At 61.0% G+C, this 19,052-nt stretch carries 14 protein-coding genes; 4 read left to right on the top strand and 10 right to left on the bottom strand.

Features of this window, described 5'->3' with window-relative positions:
• Window positions 1–7: 7 nt before the first annotated feature.
• From uvrA to ROG8370_RS09770, 7 genes are all read right to left on the bottom strand, one after another.
• Window positions 8–2,866 carry an excinuclease ABC subunit UvrA gene (gene uvrA / locus ROG8370_RS09740; RefSeq protein ID WP_085826888.1) on the bottom strand — a complete coding sequence of 953 codons (2,859 nt, stop codon included), beginning with the start codon at window positions 2,864–2,866 and terminating at the stop codon, window positions 8–10.
• A gap of 98 nt (window positions 2,867–2,964) precedes the next feature.
• A complete protein-coding gene (locus tag ROG8370_RS09745; protein ID WP_245827299.1) occupies window positions 2,965–3,522 on the bottom strand; it encodes a class I SAM-dependent methyltransferase in 558 nt (185 codons plus the stop codon).
• A gap of 146 nt (window positions 3,523–3,668) precedes the next feature.
• Complete coding sequence (lpdA, locus tag ROG8370_RS09750; protein WP_085826889.1) at window positions 3,669–5,063, bottom strand: dihydrolipoyl dehydrogenase; 1,395 nt, start codon at window positions 5,061–5,063, stop codon at window positions 3,669–3,671.
• Window positions 5,064–5,200: 137 nt separating this feature from the next.
• Window positions 5,201–5,779, bottom strand: coding sequence for a DUF924 family protein (locus ROG8370_RS09755; protein ID WP_085826890.1), 579 nt, complete (start codon window positions 5,777–5,779; stop codon window positions 5,201–5,203).
• A gap of 104 nt (window positions 5,780–5,883) precedes the next feature.
• Window positions 5,884–7,137 (bottom strand): MFS transporter, encoded by a 1,254-nt coding sequence (locus ROG8370_RS09760; RefSeq protein WP_085826891.1) that lies wholly within the window; start codon window positions 7,135–7,137, stop codon window positions 5,884–5,886.
• A 102-nt stretch (window positions 7,138–7,239) separates the two neighbouring features.
• Window positions 7,240–8,292, bottom strand: a complete 1,053-nt coding sequence (gene queA / locus ROG8370_RS09765; RefSeq protein ID WP_085826892.1) for a tRNA preQ1(34) S-adenosylmethionine ribosyltransferase-isomerase QueA — start codon at window positions 8,290–8,292, stop codon at window positions 7,240–7,242.
• Complete coding sequence (locus ROG8370_RS09770) at window positions 8,289–11,633, bottom strand: YhdP family protein (protein WP_085826893.1); 3,345 nt, start codon at window positions 11,631–11,633, stop codon at window positions 8,289–8,291. The genes queA and ROG8370_RS09770 overlap by 4 nt, the downstream gene beginning before the upstream one ends.
• Window positions 11,634–11,741: 108 nt before the next feature.
• On the opposite strand from ROG8370_RS09770, the gene ROG8370_RS09775 reads away from it, so the two are divergent.
• The 4 genes from ROG8370_RS09775 (at window position 11,742) to ROG8370_RS09790 (ending at window position 15,053) form a co-directional block, all read left to right on the top strand.
• On the top strand, window positions 11,742–12,203 hold the full coding sequence (locus ROG8370_RS09775) for a peroxiredoxin (protein WP_085826894.1): 462 nt from the start codon (window positions 11,742–11,744) through the stop codon (window positions 12,201–12,203).
• A 20-nt stretch (window positions 12,204–12,223) separates the two neighbouring features.
• Window positions 12,224–13,027: a ferritin-like domain-containing protein gene (locus ROG8370_RS09780; RefSeq protein WP_085826922.1), complete on the top strand. Its 804-nt coding sequence runs from the start codon at window positions 12,224–12,226 to the stop codon at window positions 13,025–13,027.
• 177 nt (window positions 13,028–13,204) lie between these two features.
• On the top strand, window positions 13,205–14,524 hold the full coding sequence (locus ROG8370_RS09785; protein ID WP_170925216.1) for a M23 family metallopeptidase: 1,320 nt from the start codon (window positions 13,205–13,207) through the stop codon (window positions 14,522–14,524).
• Complete coding sequence (locus ROG8370_RS09790; protein ID WP_085826896.1) at window positions 14,514–15,053, top strand: bactofilin family protein; 540 nt, start codon at window positions 14,514–14,516, stop codon at window positions 15,051–15,053. Before ROG8370_RS09785 ends, ROG8370_RS09790 begins: the two co-directional genes overlap by 11 nt.
• A gap of 96 nt (window positions 15,054–15,149) precedes the next feature.
• Here ROG8370_RS09790 and ROG8370_RS09795 read toward each other — a convergent pair whose 3' ends face one another.
• From ROG8370_RS09795 to ROG8370_RS09805, 3 genes are all read right to left on the bottom strand, one after another.
• On the bottom strand, window positions 15,150–15,734 hold the full coding sequence (locus ROG8370_RS09795; protein ID WP_085826897.1) for an HNH endonuclease: 585 nt from the start codon (window positions 15,732–15,734) through the stop codon (window positions 15,150–15,152).
• 175 nt (window positions 15,735–15,909) lie between these two features.
• Window positions 15,910–17,730, bottom strand: a complete 1,821-nt coding sequence (locus ROG8370_RS09800; protein ID WP_085826898.1) for an ABCB family ABC transporter ATP-binding protein/permease — start codon at window positions 17,728–17,730, stop codon at window positions 15,910–15,912.
• Between the two features lie 65 nt (window positions 17,731–17,795).
• Window positions 17,796–19,049 (bottom strand): LysM peptidoglycan-binding domain-containing protein, encoded by a 1,254-nt coding sequence (locus ROG8370_RS09805; RefSeq protein ID WP_245827302.1) that lies wholly within the window; start codon window positions 19,047–19,049, stop codon window positions 17,796–17,798.
• Between the last annotated feature and the right edge of the window lie 3 nt (window positions 19,050–19,052).

Here is a 19,052-nt window from a genome sequence, read left to right on the forward strand (position 1 = left end):
GCCTAACCTATTCGGCGGCCACCCGGCGCGCCGCCAGCATCTCTTTGAGGTAATGCCCGGTATGGCTGCGCGGTTCCTGCGCGACCTTCTCGGGCGTGCCCACGACCACGACCTCACCGCCGCCGTCGCCCCCCTCGGGGCCGATATCGATGATATGATCGGCGGTCTTGATCACGTCAAGGTTATGCTCGATCACGATCACCGTATTGCCGCCATCCACCAGCTCGTGCAGCACTTCGAGAAGCTTTTTCACATCCTCAAAGTGCAGCCCCGTCGTCGGCTCATCAAGGATATAGAGCGTGCGCCCGGTCGATCGCTTGGCCAGCTCTTTTGAGAGCTTCACACGCTGCGCCTCGCCGCCCGACAGGGTCGTCGCCTGTTGGCCTACCTTGATATAGCCAAGCCCGACCCGCGCCAGCGCATCCATCTTGTCCCGGATGCCCGGCACCGCCTTGAAAAAGCTCTGAGCATCTTCAACCGTCATATCAAGAACGTCCGCTATGCTCTTGCCTTTAAATCGAATTTCAAGGGTCTCACGGTTATAACGCGCGCCCTGACAGGTCTCGCAGGTGACATAGACATCGGGCAGAAAATGCATCTCGATCTTGATCAACCCATCGCCCTGACAGGCCTCGCAGCGCCCGCCCTTGACGTTAAAAGAAAACCGCCCCGGCTTGTACCCGCGCGCCTTGGCCTCGGGGAGCCCGGCAAACCAGTCGCGGATCGGCGTGAAGGCCCCGGTATAGGTCGCCGGATTGGATCGCGGCGTGCGCCCGATGGGGCGCTGATCAATGTCGATCACCTTGTCCAGATGCTCAAGCCCCCTGATGGTTTCGCAAGGTGCCGGTGTCTGGCGCGCCCCGTTCAGCCGCATGCTTGCGGTCTTGAACAGGGTCTCGATGGTCAGGGTCGATTTTCCGCCACCCGAGACGCCGGTCACACAGACGAACTTGCCAAGCGGAAACTCGGCCGTCACCTCCTTGAGGTTATTGCCCGTCGCCTTGACCACCTTGAGCTTTTTGCCATTCCCCTTGCGCCGCTTGGCGGACACAGGAATTTCGCGCACACCCGACAGGTACTGCCCGGTGATTGATCCCGCATCGGCGGTCACCTCTTCCGGCGTGCCGTGGCTGACCACCTGGCCGCCATGAATGCCGGCACCGGGGCCGATATCGAACACGTAATCGGCGGTGCGGATGGCCTCTTCGTCATGCTCGACCACGATCACCGTATTGCCCTGATCGCGCAGATTGCGCAGCGTGGTCAAAAGCCGCCCATTGTCGCGCTGATGCAAGCCGATGCTTGGCTCGTCCAGCACGTATAGCACTCCGGTAAGCCCCGAACCGATCTGGCTCGCAAGTCTGATCCGCTGGCTTTCGCCGCCCGACAGCGTGCCGGAATTGCGGCTAAGCGTCAGGTAATCCAGACCGACATTGTTCAGGAACCCAAGACGTTCGCGGATTTCCTTGAGGATCGCACGGGCAATTTCATTCTTCTGTTTACCAAGGTGATCAGGCACGGTTTCGCACCAGGCATAGGCCTCGCGGATCGACATCTGGACCACCTGCCCAACATGCAAATCGGCAATCCGAACCGCCAATGCCTCTTGCCGCAGACGAAACCCACCGCAGGTGCCGCAGGCGCGATTGTTCTGATACCGCTCGAATTCTTCGCGGATCCAGTTGCTGTCGGTCTCGCGATAGCGGCGCTCCATATTGGGGATCACCCCCTCGAACACGCGGCTGACCTGATAAATCCGCCCGCCCTCGTCATAGCGAAACGGGATTTCCTCTTCGCCCGAGCCATGCAGGAACACCTGTTTCACATGCGCCGGAAGGTCCTTCCAGGCGGCATTCTTGTCAAACTCGTAATGCTTGGCAATGGATTGAATTGTCTGGGTAAAATAGGGTGACTTACCCTTTCGCCAGGGCGCAATCGCCCCATCGCTGACCTTGAGCGCCTCATCGGGCACCACGAGCCGTTCGTCAAAAAACCGCTCGGCCCCAAGCCCGTCACACTCGGGACAGGCCCCAAACGGCGCGTTGAACGAAAACAGCCGCGGCTCGATCTCGGGGATGGTAAAGCCGCTGACCGGACAGGCAAACTTTTCCGAGAACGTCATCCGCTCCGGCTCGCCCTCTTTTGGGGCGGTTTCAAGGATCGCGATCCCATCCGCCAGATCAAGCGCGGTGCGGAAACTGTCGGCAAGCCGGGTTTCAAGGCCTTCCTTGATCACCAGCCGGTCGACCACAACGTCGATGTCATGGCGGAATTTCTTGTCAAGCGTGGGCGGCTCGTCAAGCTCGTAAAACGCGCCATCAACCTTGACCCGCTGAAAGCCCTGCTTGCGCAGCTCCAAGAATTCCTTGCGGTATTCGCCTTTGCGGTCGCGCACGATCGGCGCCAGAAGAAAGGCGCGCGTGCCCTCTTCCATCGCCATCACCCGGTCGACCATATCCTGCACCTGCTGCGCCTCGATCGGAAGGCCGGTGGCTGGCGAATAGGGCGTGCCGACGCGGGCAAACAAAAGCCGCAGATAGTCGTAAATCTCGGTCACAGTGCCGACGGTTGATCGGGGGTTCTTCGAGGTGGTCTTTTGCTCGATCGAAATCGCCGGGCTCAATCCGCTGATGTGATCCACATCCGGCTTGCCCATCATCTCGAGAAACTGGCGCGCATAGGCCGAAAGCGATTCGACATAGCGCCGCTGCCCTTCGGCATAGATCGTATCAAACGCGAGGCTCGATTTGCCCGAGCCGGAAAGCCCGGTGATCACAACCAGTTGGTCGCGCGGAATATCCACGTCGATATTCTTGAGGTTATGCTCGCGCGCGCCGCGCACCTCGATATATTTGAGATCGGCCATTCTGCCCCCCGGGGTTCACGTGGCTTACAAATAGGTGAGAGTGGCCATAGTTCCAAGTCAAATTTGCGAACATTCCGTGAACAAGAGGGATCGGCCGCCTATTTCTGCGCAAGCGCCCAGGAACAGATCGGGAAATCCGGCTCATCCGTAAGGTCGTCGGTTTCCGGGTCATAGACCGGCGGCCATTCGCCCTCAAGATTGCGCCGCGCCGCATGGCGGTTGCCCCATTGACGCGCATTGATCTTGCTCTCGTCAAATCCCGCCTCGATCAACAGGTTCTTCAGCCCCCGCGCCGTCCAGCGCGAACAATCCACCGGATCGCCGTGATAGGGAATGAAAAACGGCACCGCGACCCAGAAATACCCGCCCGGGCGTAACATCTCCAAAACATGGCGCGTCGCCGCATAAGGCCGGTCAAGATGCTCCCAGACCTGGTTGGCCAGAACCAGATCAAAGCTCAGCGTGTTGCCCTCAGCGTCGCGATAAGGCCCCTTGCAGATGTCATATTTCGGATAGCGAAACCGCTCATAGCTCTTGAACGCGAACCGCCGCCCGTATTTCCCCGACACTTCGGCCGCATCCATCGTCGCGGGCTCAAGTGCTGCCATCCACCGGCGCGAGGATTTCTGCATCACGATCCGGTTGATACTTGCCACTGGCCTACCCCTTGCTACGCGCTCCCATTGTGACGGGACTACAAAAAAGGCGCAAGCGTCACCCGCCCGCGCCCTCATGTTTCTTCTTGCTCTAAATATCCCGGGGGAGTCGCGTTTTCGCGACGGGGGCAGCGCCCCCATTTCGCCTAGATATGAATCGCCCGGCCATAGGCCTCAAGCACCGATTCATGCATCATCTCGCTTAGGGTCGGATGCGGGAACACGGTGTTCATAAGGTCCTCTTCGGTGGTCTCAAGCTGGCGCCCGACCACATAGCCCTGGATCAATTCGGTCACCTCGGCCCCAATCATATGCGCGCCCAAAAGCTCGCCGGTCTTGGCATCAAAGATGGTTTTCACAAGGCCCTCGGGCTCGCCCAGGGCAATCGCCTTGCCATTGCCGATGAACGGGAAACGCCCGACCTTGATCTCGTATCCGGCGTCCTTGGCCTTGGCTTCGGTCATGCCGACGCTGGCCACCTGCGGATGACAATAGGTACAGCCAGCGATGCTCTCGGGCTTGACCGGATGCGGATGCCCGCCCGCGATCAACTCGGCCACCATCACGCCTTCATGGCTGGCCTTATGCGCAAGCCAGGGCGCGCCGGCGATATCGCCGATGGCATAAAGCCCCTCGACAGCGGTGCGGCAATATTCATCCGTGACCACATGGGTGCGATCCACGGTGACGCCAAGCGCCTCAAGGCCAAGGCCTTCTACATTGCCGACAATGCCCACGGCGGAAATCACCGTGTCGAATTCTTGCTTTTCGACCTTGCCGCCCGTTTCGATATGCGCGGTGACCTTGCCCTTGCCGCGATCAAGCTGCTTGACCATGGCCTTTTCCATGATCTTCATGCCCTGTTTGACAAAGGCCTTCTTGGCAAAGGCGGAAATCTCGGCGTCTTCCACCGGAAGCACGCGATCCATCACCTCAACCACGGTCGTATCGGCGCCAAGCGTGTTGTAAAAGCTGGCAAATTCGATGCCGATCGCGCCCGAGCCGATCACCAATAGCTTTTTCGGCATCCTTGGCGGCACAAGCGCATGCTTGTAGGTCCAGACCAGATCGCCATCGGCCTCAAGCCCCGGCAATTCACGCGCCCGCGCGCCGGTGGCCAGCACGATATGCTTGGCCGTCAGCTCCTCGGTGCCCTTGTCGGTCTTGACGGTGACCTTACCCTTGGCGGGCACTGTCGCCTCGCCCATGATCGCCGTCACCTTGTTCTTCTTGAGAAGATGCCCGACGCCACCGTTCAGCTGTTTGGCCACCCCGCGCGAGCGTTTGACGACCGCATCCAGATCATAGCTGATCCCCTCGGCCTTGAGGCCGAATTCCTTGGCGCGATGCATCAGGTGAAACACTTCGGAGCTGCGCAGCATCGCCTTGGTCGGGATACAGCCCCAGTTCAGACAGATCCCGCCCATATGCTCGCGCTCGACGATGGCCACGTTCAGGCCAAGTTGCGCCCCCCGGATCGCGGCAACATAGCCCCCTGGACCCGCCCCGATTACGATCATGTCAAAAGCCTTAGACGCCATGCGGCCCTCCGTTTTCAAATTTAGTTTGGTATTAAACTATTTTGAAACGGACCACAACGCAGCAACGCGAACCGGCTGCGCAAACACCCAGTGACGATGTGGTCGACGTCAAATCCTGGAAAATTCCGCCCGGAATATCAGGCGGCTTCCTTGAACCGGCGCAGCGTCGCGCCATACCCACCCTCGGCCACATAGTCGCGTTCCACGGCCGTGGAGGGGCGCGAAAGCGCGGCATTGCGATAGGGAAAGCGGCCAAACTGTCGGATCACTTCGCGATGCGCACGCGCATGCAAAAGGTTGTCCGGTCCATGCACCGGCATCCGCTCGCACATCAGGCGCACACAGCGCTCCTGATCACAGAGGTTCTCGGAGTGCATCAGGGGCAGATAAAAGAACTGTCGCGCCGGCTCGTCAACCTTCAGATCCCAACCGCGCTTGATCGCGATCTTGGCCGCCGAAAGCGCCGGATGATCCGATGCAAAGGCCTGCGCCTCGCCGCGGAACATGTTGCGCGGAAACTGATCCATGAGGATGATATAGGCGAGCGTTCCCGTCGGATAGGTCAGCCACAGACCATAGGCCCCCTCCTGCGCCCTGTTCCACGCCCCCTGAAAGCGGTCGCGTACAATCTGATCAAGTTCGTCAGAGGCTTCATACCACCTCTTCGGTCCAACTTCATCCAACCAAAAACTCAGTACATCTTCGGGCGCAACCATAGGGAGAACTCCTCATTTTCCTATGATGTTCATCTCAAGTTAACGGCAAAAACGCCATTTTTCACAGTAACTTATTACTACAAAAGGGACACAAACCAAGCCTATCAATCGTTTTGCGCCTCTTGAGCCGTCTCGATGGCGTAATCTTGCGCAAATTCCACGGCCATTGGTGAAGAAGAGGGCGAAACCGGTGTGTAGCTGTCGGTGTCGCTCACCGAAGGGGCCGCGCGCTGTGTCATCCGGTAGATGGCGTAAGCGACCAGCATGAACATCAGGACAGCCATATAGAGGAAATACCCCCCCGGCCCCATTGCCCCCATCATCCAGCCCACCAAAATCGGGCCGGCAATTGCGCCAAGGCCGTTGATGAACACCATGCCCCCGGCGGCGGCGGCCATATCGTCATGTTCAAGAAAGTCGTTAGTATAGGCAATCAGCAGCGAATAGAGCGGGTTGGACGTGCCCCCCACCAAAAAGGCCGCCACCAGAAGCATCCAGAAATTCACCCCGAACACCATGCCGATCAGCGCGCCGATCCCGGTCACCAGCGACACGACGGCAATCAGTTTGCGGCGATCCATCCGGTCCGACACCCACCCAAGCGGATATTGCACGAGCATCGCGCCGATATAAAACGACGCCACAAAGGCGGAAATCTGCCCGATGCTCAGCCCCACCTCGGAGCCGTAAACCGCCGCCATGCCGAACTGCGCGGCAAAGACGCCACCGGTCAGGAACATGCCGACACAGCCAAGCGGCGAAATCTTCAGGATCTGCAGAAGCGACAGCGGCTTGGTGGTGTCAAAGGCCGGTGTCGGGCTGACCGAAAGCAAAATCGGCGCAAAGGCCAGCGACACGAGAACCGAGGGAATAACGAACAAAACATAGCCCGCCGGATCGGCCATCACCATGATACCCTGTGCCGAAACGATGCCGATCATCTGCACGATCATGTAAAGCGACAGCGCCTTGCCGCGCGTCTCATTGGTGGCCGAATTGTTAAGCCAGCTTTCAGCCGTCACATAAACGCCCGAAAAACAGAAGCCGATCATCACCCGGCCAACGGCCCAGGCCCAGGGGTCTGCAATCGTCGGATACATGATCAGAACCGCCGAGATCAAAGAGCCAAGCGCGGCAAAGACCCGCACATGCCCGACCCGGCGGATCATCTCCGGCGCCATCCGCGACCCGGCCAGAAAGCCAAGGAAATAAGAGGACATGACAATCGACATCTGAAAGGTCGAAAACCCTTCCAGTGCGCCGCGCACACCCAAAAGAGTGCCCTGCATGCCATTGCCGACCTGCAACATCATCATGCCAAGCAAGAGGGCCCATGACCCCGACAGCACCTTGAACATCGCACGTCTCCTGTTTCTTTATTTCACCCTAACAGACCACCTCGTGACCGCAGGGTCAAAGGCGACTCAGTTTCGCCCCTGCGCGGCCCCCGTGACAGCGTTTCACCGGGGGATCAACAAGGAAGCATCACCATAGGAGAAGAAGCGATAATTTTCAGTGACTGCATGCCGGTAAATCTCGCGCAGGCGATCCTGGCCGACAAGCGCCGAGACCAGCATCATCAGCGTCGATTTCGGCAGGTGAAAGTTGGTCATAAGCGCATCGGTCACCCGAAACTCAAAGCCGGGATAGATGAAAATATCGGTTTCACCCTGCCACGGCGCAATCTCTCCGGTGGCGCGCGCGGCCGTCTCGATCAGGCGCAGCGCCGTGGTGCCGACCGGAATGACACGCCCGCTCGCCGCGCGCGTTGCGGCGATTTCGGCGGCGGCCTCGGCGCTGACCTCGCCCCATTCCGCGTGCATTTTGTGGGTCGTCACATCCTCAACCTTGACCGGAAGGAACGTCCCCGCCCCCACGTGTAGCGTGACATGGCTGAAGGTCACCCCCATCGCGGCAAGCTCGGCCAGAAGAGCCGCATCGAAATGCAGCGAGGCCGTGGGCGCCGCAACCGCCCCCGCGTGGCGCGCCCAGACGGTCTGATAGTCGGTCTTGTCCTGCGCATCCGCCGGGCGCCGCGCCGCGATATAGGGCGGCAGGGGCATCGCGCCGGCCTCGGCCAGGGCGGCATCGAAATCCTCGCCCGCAAGGTTGAAGCGAAGCCGCCCCTGCCCGTCTAGCTTGGCCTCAAGCGTCGCCGAGAGATCGGGCGAGAACACGATCACCTCGCCCTCGGAAATCTTCTTCAACGGCTTCAAAAGCGCGCTCCAACTGCCATCGGCGGCAGGGTCAAGAAGGGTAACCTCGATGCGCGCCGCGGTCGCCCCCTGCGCGCCAGTGCGGTGACGCTCCCCGCTCAGGCGCGCGGGAATGACCTTGGTGTCATTCAGCACCAGCCGATCCCCGGCGCAGAGCCAGTCCCCAAGCGCGCTTACCCGCGTGTCGGTGATCGCATCGCCATTCGCCACCAACAGGCGCGCCGACGTGCGCGGGCGCGCGGGCCGCGTGGCAATCAGCGCCTCGGGCAGTTCGAAATCAAAATCACTTAGCTTCATCTGTCCTGTCTTTGATGGGCCGGGGCCTCTTCCTGTGTGCTTTGTGCCGGATCGGATGCGGGCGCATCCCCTAGCGTCGGCGCCGGCTTGCGGAAAATGTTGCGCAAGATCCCCGGTGCCAGGGCCGAAAGCGGGTTGACCGAAACACGCGGATCAGAGGCAACCCCCTTCAGCTTGTAGTTAAACCCGATCAAGCCCTCACCCGCGCGGTTGAAAATTCCCCCGATCGAATTCACCAGATAGACCGGAGACACAACCCCCTGCATGTCCATTCGCCCGCTATCCATGTAATAAAATCCGTCCATCGACACGCCAAGCGCGGCGCCGACCGCGCTGCCTTCCAGGAGGGTCAGGCGGTCTGGCGTCAGGCGGAATTTGGCATCGACCCGCGAAAAGTGAAGCCCCTCCCCGTTGAGTTGCTCCAACAGGCCGACCACGCTGATCGTGTTCAAAAGCGCGGCAAGCGCCGGGGCCTCTTTGATGCGGAATTGTTCGATGACAAGCTTGCCGTCATAGCTTCCGGGTTCGGGGGCCGGGGTGAGAACAAGATCCATCTCGCCCTTGCGCGCCTGTTTCAAAAGCCCGGCCGAACGCAAAACGCCGCCCGCATCCGTCGACTGAATGCGAAACGCGCTGCGCCCGCTCATCGGCACCACCCGCCCGGTGACGGCGGTAAAACCGTTGACCTTGCCGGTGAAATTGCCGTCCGTGCCGCCCGCCGTATCAAGCTCTGCGCGAAAATCCATCAGCGCGATCCCGTCCGAGACCTGCAGGCGGTCAAGTTGCAACGACACCGGCCCCCCTCCAGAGCCGTCTGCGGCCCCGCCGCCGCCCTCGCCGCTCAGAGAGGTCTGGCGCAGATCAATCGTACCGCCGCGCACCTCGACGCGCGGGCTTTGCCCGGCGCCAAGCCCGACAAGTGTCACCGGCGCATTCAGCCAATCGCCGATTTTGACGCTGCGAAAGGCCGCGCGATCGAGATCGCCGCTGGCGCTCAGGGTAACGCTGCCGCGCGCCTCAAGCCCGCCGCCGGTGAACTCAAGTCGATCAATATCGGGCGGCTCGCCGATAGTGCCCGCAACCTCAAGGCGCCCGGTGGCGGCCTGCGGCAAGGCCCAGCTCAGCTGTTTCAGGCTAAGCCCGACCCCCGCAAGGCCAGAGCTTAGCTCGAAGCGCGGCGGCTGGTCCTTGGCGAAGTTGATCGTGATATCCGCAGGCCCCGCCCCCGAGATGCTGCCCGGCGGCAGGCCGATGTTGAATTCGTCGGCAAATTGCTCTGACAGCTCGATCACCCCCGACACGCTGCTGTCTCCAACCGCGCCATTACCAAGCGGCAAACGCCACGCACCACTGACCGGCACCCGCCCGATGCGCGCGTCGCCGCCAATCTCGATGCCGGTATTGCTGGCGCTCACCGTCAATTCACTGGCCGCCAGAACCCGGTCCCTGACCAGCGTTTCGCTGCGCACCTCGGCCAGGGTTCCGGTCACGTCATAGGCCACCTCGGCGGGGGTGAGTTTGGGCTTGAGCAACAGATCAAGCTGCCCCTTGAGGGTCGCGCGGCCATCGGCCAGCGTCACCGGCTGCCCGGCCTTGGTCAGAAACCGGAACGGCTCTTCATCAAGCAGCGACAAGGCGGCTGTTACGGTGCTGTCGGTCTGCAAAAGCACGCGGGCCGGCCCGCTTTTCAGGCGCACATCGGGGATAATGAAACTGGTGCCGGAAATATCGACCTTGCCGCCCTGTGCGGCCACCACGTGACCGCTCTGCGCGCTGATCACAAAGCGGTTGTCATAGATCGAGGCATGGCCAACTCCCTCCGAGATCGGCGGCACACCCTTGAGAAAGCGGGCTTGCAAGCCCTCGAAATCGAACCCCAGAAACACGTCCGGGCGCGCATTGGGCGTGGCGCGCAGGGCAAGCTGAATGTTCTGCAGATCGGCCTTCTGCACGTTCTGGGAAATCCAGTCCCGTGTTTTGGGTTTCAGGGCCAGCGGCCACAATTCCATAAGCCGCTCTGGCGCAAGCGCCCCCATCCGACCATTGAGCGCCATATCCCAACCATCCGATTTACCGCGCACGACGCCATCAAGCACGAAATGCTGGCCCTGATCCTCAAGGCTCAGCTCGCCCACCGAAAGCACGAAGGGATCAAGCTGAAGCCGGATATCGGCCGCCGCCCGGTCAAGCAGGATCGGCTCGGGGTAAAACTCTGCCGGGTCGGCGCTGATGTCACTGACGCGGACCTGCGCCTGTAATTCGCGCGGCCAGCCGTTCTCCATCCCCACCAGAAAGGCGGTGCCCTCGGCGCGCGCCGTGACCCATTTGCTATCGACGGAAAGTTCCGAAAAGCGGATTTCATCGGCGGAGGGATCATAGGTGAAATAGCTGCGCGCCGATTGAAACGCGATCGGCGCCGTGGCCGGGGTCGGCTGCAACACGCCGGCGCCGATCTGAAGCGTCGCACTCAGCGGCCCAAGTCGGCCCTCGCCATCAACCGAGGCCCGAAGCGCCCCCGAAATCGGCGCATCCAGCGCATCAAGCCAGGCCAGGGCCGGTGATTGCCCGGAGATGTCGCCCGAAGGCATATCATCGAAATTCACCCCGAACTCGACCTGTTTGCGACCGATTTCGCCGCTATAGCTAACCTCGAGCGTGGTGGCGTAATCGCGCGCGCCCAAAAGCGCGACATCGCCGCGAATGCCGATCTGCGCGCCGTCCCGCGTCAGCAAGACGCGCCCGCCATCAACGCTCCAGGCGCGGCCCGCGCGGGCATCTTCATAGCGCAGCGTCAGATTGCCGGCCTCGACGCGCGACAGGGCGGCAAATTGCGGACGGCTGAAAATCGCGTCGATCTGATCGGTGAGGTTGGCAAATTTCGCTCCCTCCCGCGTGCCCGGCCCCTCAAGCGCAATCGCAAGATCGCCCTCGGCGCGCCGCCGCAGGATAAGACGCAGGCCCGACAGCCGGATCGACGAGGCCTGAACCTTGCCATCAAGGATCGGCTTGGGCGCGACGGTAATCTCAAGCTCCGAGAGATTGGCCACCTGCCCGCCATCGCCCGCCCTGAGCGCCACATCGCGCAGCAAAAGCCGCGGCACCAGATCCTCGCTGACCACCATCGACATATCGCCAAAGGCAAGCTGATAGCCCGGCAGATCGGCATTGATCCGCTGTGCAATCCGCTGATGAAGCCAGTCCGGCGCCGTCAGCCGGGTGCCGATCGCCAGCACCGCCGCAACCGCCACCGCCAGAACCAGCGCGCAGACACAAAAAGACAGGCCCAGCCAAAATCGCCTAAGCCGCCCTTTTCGCGTGACTTCCTTGTCCTTATTGCTCATCTGACCCGTTTGGGGTGGCTTTGCGCCGCCCGATGCTGCCTCTTGCCTTTATTCTCGCCTTTTGAGTCCTAATATGGAACTCACATTTTCGCATCACAAGGAGCGCCCATGCCCGACACATCCGATATCGCCCCCGATTTCACCCTGCCGCGCGATGGCGGCGGCACCGTTACCCTGTCCGCGCTGCGCCCCAAGGCGGTGGTCCTGTTCTTTTATCCGCGCGACAACACCCCCGGCTGCACCAAAGAGGCCATCGCCTTTTCCGGCCTCAAGGACACCTTCGAGGCCGCTGGCGCCACTCTGCTCGGCATTTCCAAAGATAGCGTTGCCAGCCACGAAAAGTTCCGCGACAAACAAGCGCTTACTATGCCGCTCGTGTCCGACGCCGAGGCCGAAACCTGTGAAGCCTACGGCGTATGGAAGGAAAAAAGCATGTATGGCAAGACATTCTTTGGCATCGAGCGCTCGACCTTCCTGATTGACGGCAAAGGGCGCATCGCGCGGGTCTGGCGCAAGGTCAAGGTGCCGGGCCACGCAGAAGAGGTGCTTGAAGCCGTGAAATCGCTGTGAGCGTGCAAACCCTTTCGCAAATGGCCGTCGAGGTGCTGACCACCGCCGACGGCCGTGAAAAGGCCGCGTGCTCGCGGGCGCATGCCAAAACCTGGTTTACCGCCCGCGCCGCCGGTCAGGACATTCCCCTGGGCAACACCGCCCCGCCGATGCAACCGGCCCGCCCTGCGCGCCCCGAGCTGCTTGATCCGCGCGATGTGCCGCGCCGCCGCCCCGGATCTGAAAAGGGCCGGATTGCCATGCTGCACGCCGTGGCGCATATCGAGCTCAACGCGGTTGATCTGCACTGGGACATCATTGCGCGCTACACCGACACCGAAATGCCGATTGGTTTTTACGACGACTGGGTCAAGTCCGCCGATGAAGAATCCAAACATTTCAATCTGATAAGCGACTGCCTTGAAGCGATGGGGAGCCATTATGGCGACCTGCCCGCCCATGCCGGCATGTGGCGCGCCGCCGAGGATACCGCCGATGATTTCATGGGCCGCCTCGCCGTGGTGCCGATGGTGCTTGAGGCGCGCGGCCTTGATGTGACCCCCGGCATGATCGCGCTGTTTACCAAGGCCGGAGACACCGCCGCCGTCGAGGCGATGCAGGTGATCTATGGCGAAGAGGTGGCGCATGTCGCCTTTGGCTCGAAGTGGTTTCACTTTCTGTGCGGGCGTCACAACCTTGACCCCAAGGACGTGTTTCACGACCTGGTGCGACGCTATTTTCACGGCTTTCTCAAGCCCCCCTTCAACGAGGAAAAGCGCGCCGAGGCCGGAATACCCCCGGATTTCTATTGGCCCCTGACCGAAATACCCTCTCCAAAAGACTAGCCAAGCCCTTGGATATCGGCGGTTTTTCGCCACTAAAGCGAGAAACAGCCCAAAATACCCCCTCATTTGGTCAAAATTCTTGCCCAAACGTTAAGCACTGGCTAAGCACTCTGGAGGACGCCGGGATCACAAAAAGAGCGTCAGCCGTTGCGAAGGGTTAGATAGGGACGAGACCGCGTGAGAACACGACTAGCGATCAAAATGGACGCCATATTAGAGCGCTACTTTCCCGAACGTCGGGTCTTTTTGCGTTCCGACACCGACACTCGGTTCATCCGGCTGCGCCCCGCCACTCAGCTGATTGCCTTCTCGGGCGCCGCGGCGATCGTCGCCTGGGCGATCATCACCACCTCGATCCTGTTGATGGACAGCATCGGCGCCGGCAATTTCCGCGAACAGGCCAAGCGCGATCAGCGCACCTATGAAAACCGTCTGAATTCCCTGTCGCATGAACGCGACAAACGCGCCGAAGAGGCGATTGCCGCCCAGGAGCGCTTTAGTTCCGCTCTCTCGCAGATTTCGGTGATGCAATCGGAATTGCTTGCCTCAGAGATCCGCCGCCGCGAGCTTGAAACCGGGATCGAAGTGATCCAGACCACCCTGCGCCGCACCATGACCGAACGCGAAACCGCGCGTGAAGAGAGCGTCGCCCTGGCGCTCGCCCTCGAAGAAGACGGGGCATCGGACGGCACAGCCAGCGGCAACTCGTCCAGCGACGACACGCTGAATTTCCTCACCGCCGCGCTTCAGGACGCCGCCCAGCAACGCGATGACACCATCGCCAACGCCCAGGATGCCCTGATCCACGCCGATGAGATGGCCCATCAAATCCGTTTGATGCAGGACCAGAATGAACAGATCTTCAGCCAGCTTGAAGACGCGATGACAATCTCGGTCAAGCCGCTCGACAAGATGTTCCGCGACGCAGGCCTGAGCACCGACAGCCTGATTGAAACCGTGCGCCGGGGTCATTCCGGCCAGGGCGGCCCGCTGACGCCGCTGTCGTTTTCCACCCGAGGCGAGGCCCCCTCGCCCGATGCCGAGCGCGCCAATCGTATCCTGGGTGAAATGGACCGGCTGAACCTCTACCGGATTGCCGCCCAAAAAGCGCCCTTCTCGATCCCGGTCAAGAACGCCTTCCGCTATACATCCGGCTATGGCATGCGGTGGGGCCGGATGCATCAGGGCACCGATTTCGCCGCCGCCCATGGCACACCGATCTATTCAACCGCCGATGGCGTCGTCATTCATGCCGGCTGGCTCTCGGGATATGGCCGCTTGGTCAAGATCCAGCACGAGTTCGGTATTGAGACCCGTTATGCCCATATGTCGAAAATTCGCGTTGAGGTCGGGCAAAGAGTCTCGCGCGGACAACAGATTGGTGATATGGGGAACTCTGGACGTTCAACGGGCACGCATCTACACTATGAAATCCGCGTCGGCGGCAAGCCCGTCAACCCCATGATATATATCAAGGCTGCAAACAATGTTTTCTAAGAGCAAAATCAACGAACCCGCGCAAAAGCCGACCGAGGCAAAAACGACCCCGACGGAAAACCGTCTCGATGCCGCACGCCCCGACACCTCGGGCGTATCAAGCACGGAATTCAAGGCCTCGGCCCCCAAGGCCAAACCGCCTGCTTCGGTGCTCTCGTCGGATCTGCATGTGACGGGCAACCTCAAGACCACCGGTGACATTCAGGTTGAAGGCACAATCGAGGGTGACATTCGCGCCCATCTTCTGACCATCGGCGAAGGCGCCACCGTCAAGGGCGAAGTCATCGCCGATGACGTGGTGATCAATGGCCGCATCGTGGGTCGCGTGCGCGGCCTCAAGGTGCGCCTGACCTCAACGGCGCGGGTTGAAGGCGACATCATCCACAAAACCATCGCCATCGAATCCGGCGCTCATTTTGAGGGTTCGGTTCAGCGTCAGGATGACCCGCTCAGCGGCAAATCCAACACGCCCAAGCCGGTCGCCGCAAGCAGCGCGCCCCCGGCATCGGGCGCCGCCAAACCGGCCTAAGCCGAAGCGCCGACGAAACCTTATCGCAAAAGGCGCCCTGCCCTGCGGCAGCGGCGCCTTTTTCACATCCGTAGGGTGGGTGAAACCCACGCCCCTCTAGGCATCAAGCTCTGCGTCCCAATACAGGAAATCCATCCAGCTTTCATGCAGGTGATTGGGCGGAAACTTACGCCCCATGTTGCGAAGCTGTTCCGCCTCGGGCGGGCGCGGCGCCTTGCGCAGGCTCATCCCCGCTTGCCGGAGGCTCTTGGAGCCCTTGCTCAGGTTGCAGGGGCTACAGGCCGCGACCACGTTTTCCCAGCTGGTCACCCCGCCACTGGCGCGCGGCACGACATGATCAAAGGTCAACTCGCCCTTCGCACCGCAATACTGACAGCGAAATTCATCCCGTAGGAATAAATTAAAGCGCGTGAAGGCCACGCGCTTTTGAGGTTTTACATAGTCTTTCAACACGATGACGGAAGGTATCCGTATTTTCATGCTCGGGCTTCTGACGCAGTGATCATACTCCGCCACGATATCGACCCGGTCAAGCCAGGCCGCTTTGACCGCCTCCTGCCAAGTCCAGAGCGATAGCGGATAATAGGATAATGGCCGGTAATCGGCATTCAGGACAAGCGCCGGATACCTCCGGAGCGCGGCCGGTTCTCTTACAAATTCCGTTCTGAAATCGCCGTCCATCTGACTGACTTCCCCTCACCCGGATCGCGGTTGCAACAGGTCCAAGGGCGGGCGCCCCCGCACCTTCTTAATATTTACTATATATCGCGTTTAAAAACTGGCAAGTGCGATATGTAGCGCTCTATTTTGACTTATACATAGCCGCAGGGCGCAACGCCTTTGTGACAGATCGCTCTTAGGCCGCGACCTCATCCTGTTCGCGCGCCTGACGCTGCCAGAGGCCGGCATACCGCCCCTGACGCGCCAAAAGCTCGGCGTGGCTGCCCTCTTCGACCACTTGGCCCTCTTCCAGAACGACAATCCTGTCAGCATCGGCGATGGTCGAGAGGCGGTGCGCGATGGTGATCACCGTGCGCCCCTCGGCGGCCTTGGCAAGCGCGCCCTGAATGTCACGCTCGGTCTGCGTATCAAGCGCGCTTGTCGCCTCGTCCAGCAACAGGATCGGCGGGTTTTTAAGCAGGGTGCGCGCAATCCCGACACGCTGTTTTTCGCCCCCCGAAAGCTTGAGCCCGCGCTCGCCGACCGTGGTCTCATAGCCATCCGGCAGGCTTACGATGAAATCGTGGATCTGCGCGGCGCGCGCCGCCTCTTCAATCTCGGCCTGGGAAGCGCCGTCGCGCCCATAGCCGATGTTATAGCCGACCGTGTCGTTGAACAGCACCGTATCCTGCGGCACGACGCCGATCATCGCATGCAGGCTCTCTTGCGTCACGTCGCGCACGTCCTGGCCATCAATCAAAACCGCCCCAGATTGCACGTCATAGAAGCGAAACAACAGCCGCCCGATGGTCGATTTCCCCGAGCCCGACGGGCCGACCACAGCCACCGTTTGACCGGCGGGCACATCGAGGGTAACGCCTTTCAAGATCGGCCGTTTGCTGTCATATCCAAAGTCCACGGCCTCAAGTCGCACCGATGCGCCTTTCACTTTTAGAACATGGGCGTCCTTTTTATCCTCAACATCTGGCGGTTGCTCTAGCAATTCGAACATTTCCCCCATATCGACCAGGGACTGCCTGATCTCGCGATAGACCGTGCCCAGAAAATTGAGAGGCATGGTTATCTGGATCATATAGGCGTTGACCATGACGAAATCGCCCACGGTCATGGCCCCGCTCTGCACGCCGAGCGCCGCCATCACCATGACCGCGACTAGCCCTCCGGTGATCAGAAAAGATTGGCCGAAATTCAGGAAGGCCAGCGAATAGGAGGTCTGCAACGCCGCCCGCTCATACCCGGCCATCGCCGCATCATAGCGCATCGCCTCGCGTCCCTCGGCCCCGAAATACTTGACCGTCTCAAAATTCAAAAGACTATCGACTGCCTTTTGATTGGCGTCGGTGTCCTGATCGTTCATCTCTTTGCGCAAGCGCACGCGCCATTCCGTGACCTTGAAGGTAAAGGCCACATAGGCCGCAATCACGCCCATCACCACGGCCAGATACCAGATGTCGAACAACACCCAGAGGATGATGCCGATCATCAGCAGCTCAAGCACCAGCGGGCCGATGGAAAACAGCAGAAACCGCAACAGGAATTCAACGCCTTTGACGCCCCGCTCGATAATCCGGCTAAGCCCGCCGGTCTTGCGTGTGATATGATAGCGCATCGACATCGCATGGATATGGCGAAACGTCGTAAGCGCAAGCGAGCGCAGGGCCCGCTGTGCAACGCGCGCAAAGATCACGTCGCGCAATTGCTGAAAGCCGACATTCATAAGCCGCGCCACGCCGTAAGCCACGGTAAGCCCCACCGCCCCCGCGCCAAGCATCCAGGCCGCCGACTGGCCCTCACCGGCCAGAGCATCCACCGCCGCCTTGTAGAAAAACGGCGTGCCGACCGCGACGAATTTGGCCACGAAAAGCGCGATGACCGCCAGCACGACGCGATGCTTGACCCAAGGCTGATCGGCGGGCCAGAGGTATGGGGCCACGCGCCGAATAGTGCGCCAGCCGTTTTTGGGCATTTCAGAAGTTGTCACCTGGGCGTGGCGCATGGGCAAGCCTTTTCAATCACTTGCCCCACACATAGGCCGCGCCCCGGTCAATTGCCAGCCCCACCCTATTGCGGAAGGGCAAACACCTGGCCGGGATAGATCAGATCGGGGTCGCGGATCCGGTCGCGGTTGGCCTCGAAAACCCGCACATACATGACGCCATCGCCATAAGCCTCACGCGAAATCGCCCAAAGGGTCGAACCCGGCTGAACCGTGACGGCGCGCACGCGGGCGGATGGATTGGCATCGTCCTGCGCCAGCAAGACCGCCTGATCTTCGCGCTTGAAGGGCGTTTCGACACGCGACACGACGGCGCCCTCGGGGCTTACCTCATCGACGCGCAGGGTATAGACCCCGGTATCGACCTCTGGAAGTTCGCTGTTCCAATTGCCATCCGCCGCCACAGGCGAGGTGGTGACAGGCGTGTTATCAAGATAAATTCGCACGAAACCGCTGCCCTCGGCACGCCCCGAAAGCTCTACCTCGCCGTCATCGGAATAGGTGATCGCATCAAGCGCAACGCTGGACATGACCTCGGGCGCATCGGTGTCGGACGTCGGCGCCTGAAGCACCCGAACGCCGGCCTCATCAGCCAGAAGAACAGTCTGCGACACGGCCGGAAGCGCGGACACGGCGGCGGCACTGACTGTTTCAGCGGCCCCCTCGGCCATCTCCACCACAGGTTTTGCGGGTTCTGTCGGCTCTGGCTTAGCCTCGGCGGTTTGTGTCCCCTCGGCCTCTGTCGCATCGGGTGTCGGCACCGGCTCGGATTGGGCCGCTTCAACCGCAGGCTCGGGCTTCGGCGCAGCGGCGACGACACGCGGGGTGGGCGCGATGATGATCTCATCGACCGAGGCCAGCGTCTGACCGCCGTCGCCCGACGCCATGCTCAGCGACAGGATACGCGGTTGATCGCTGGTCGGAAGATCAAGGAACTGCACGAATTTCCCTGCGTTATCAGGGGCCACGCTGGCAATCGCGATGCCATCCAGCAGGATCGAGATCATCCAGCCCGGCGTGCCTTGTCCGGCGACAAGCATCTGCCCGTCGGGGTCAAGCCGGAAGGTGTCAACCGAGGGCGGATCGGGCATCGCGGGGGCGGGTGTCACCTCTGCCGTGACCGGCGCGCTTGGCGTCTCCGCCGTGTCGGGGTCTTGCAAAACCGGCTGGGGCTCGACCATGACGGTCTTCTCTGGGCCGGGCGGCGTTTCGGGATCAAACAAACCGCCGAAATACATCGCAAGACCGGCAAATCCGATGACCACGGCCCCCGCTGCGCCAAGCGCGGGTCCAGTTCCTAAACCGGCGAACTTGCTCATGTT

The sequence above is a fragment of the Roseovarius gaetbuli genome (genome assembly GCF_900172365.1).
In the GTDB taxonomy this organism is placed as follows: Bacteria; Pseudomonadota; Alphaproteobacteria; order Rhodobacterales; family Rhodobacteraceae; genus Roseovarius; species Roseovarius gaetbuli.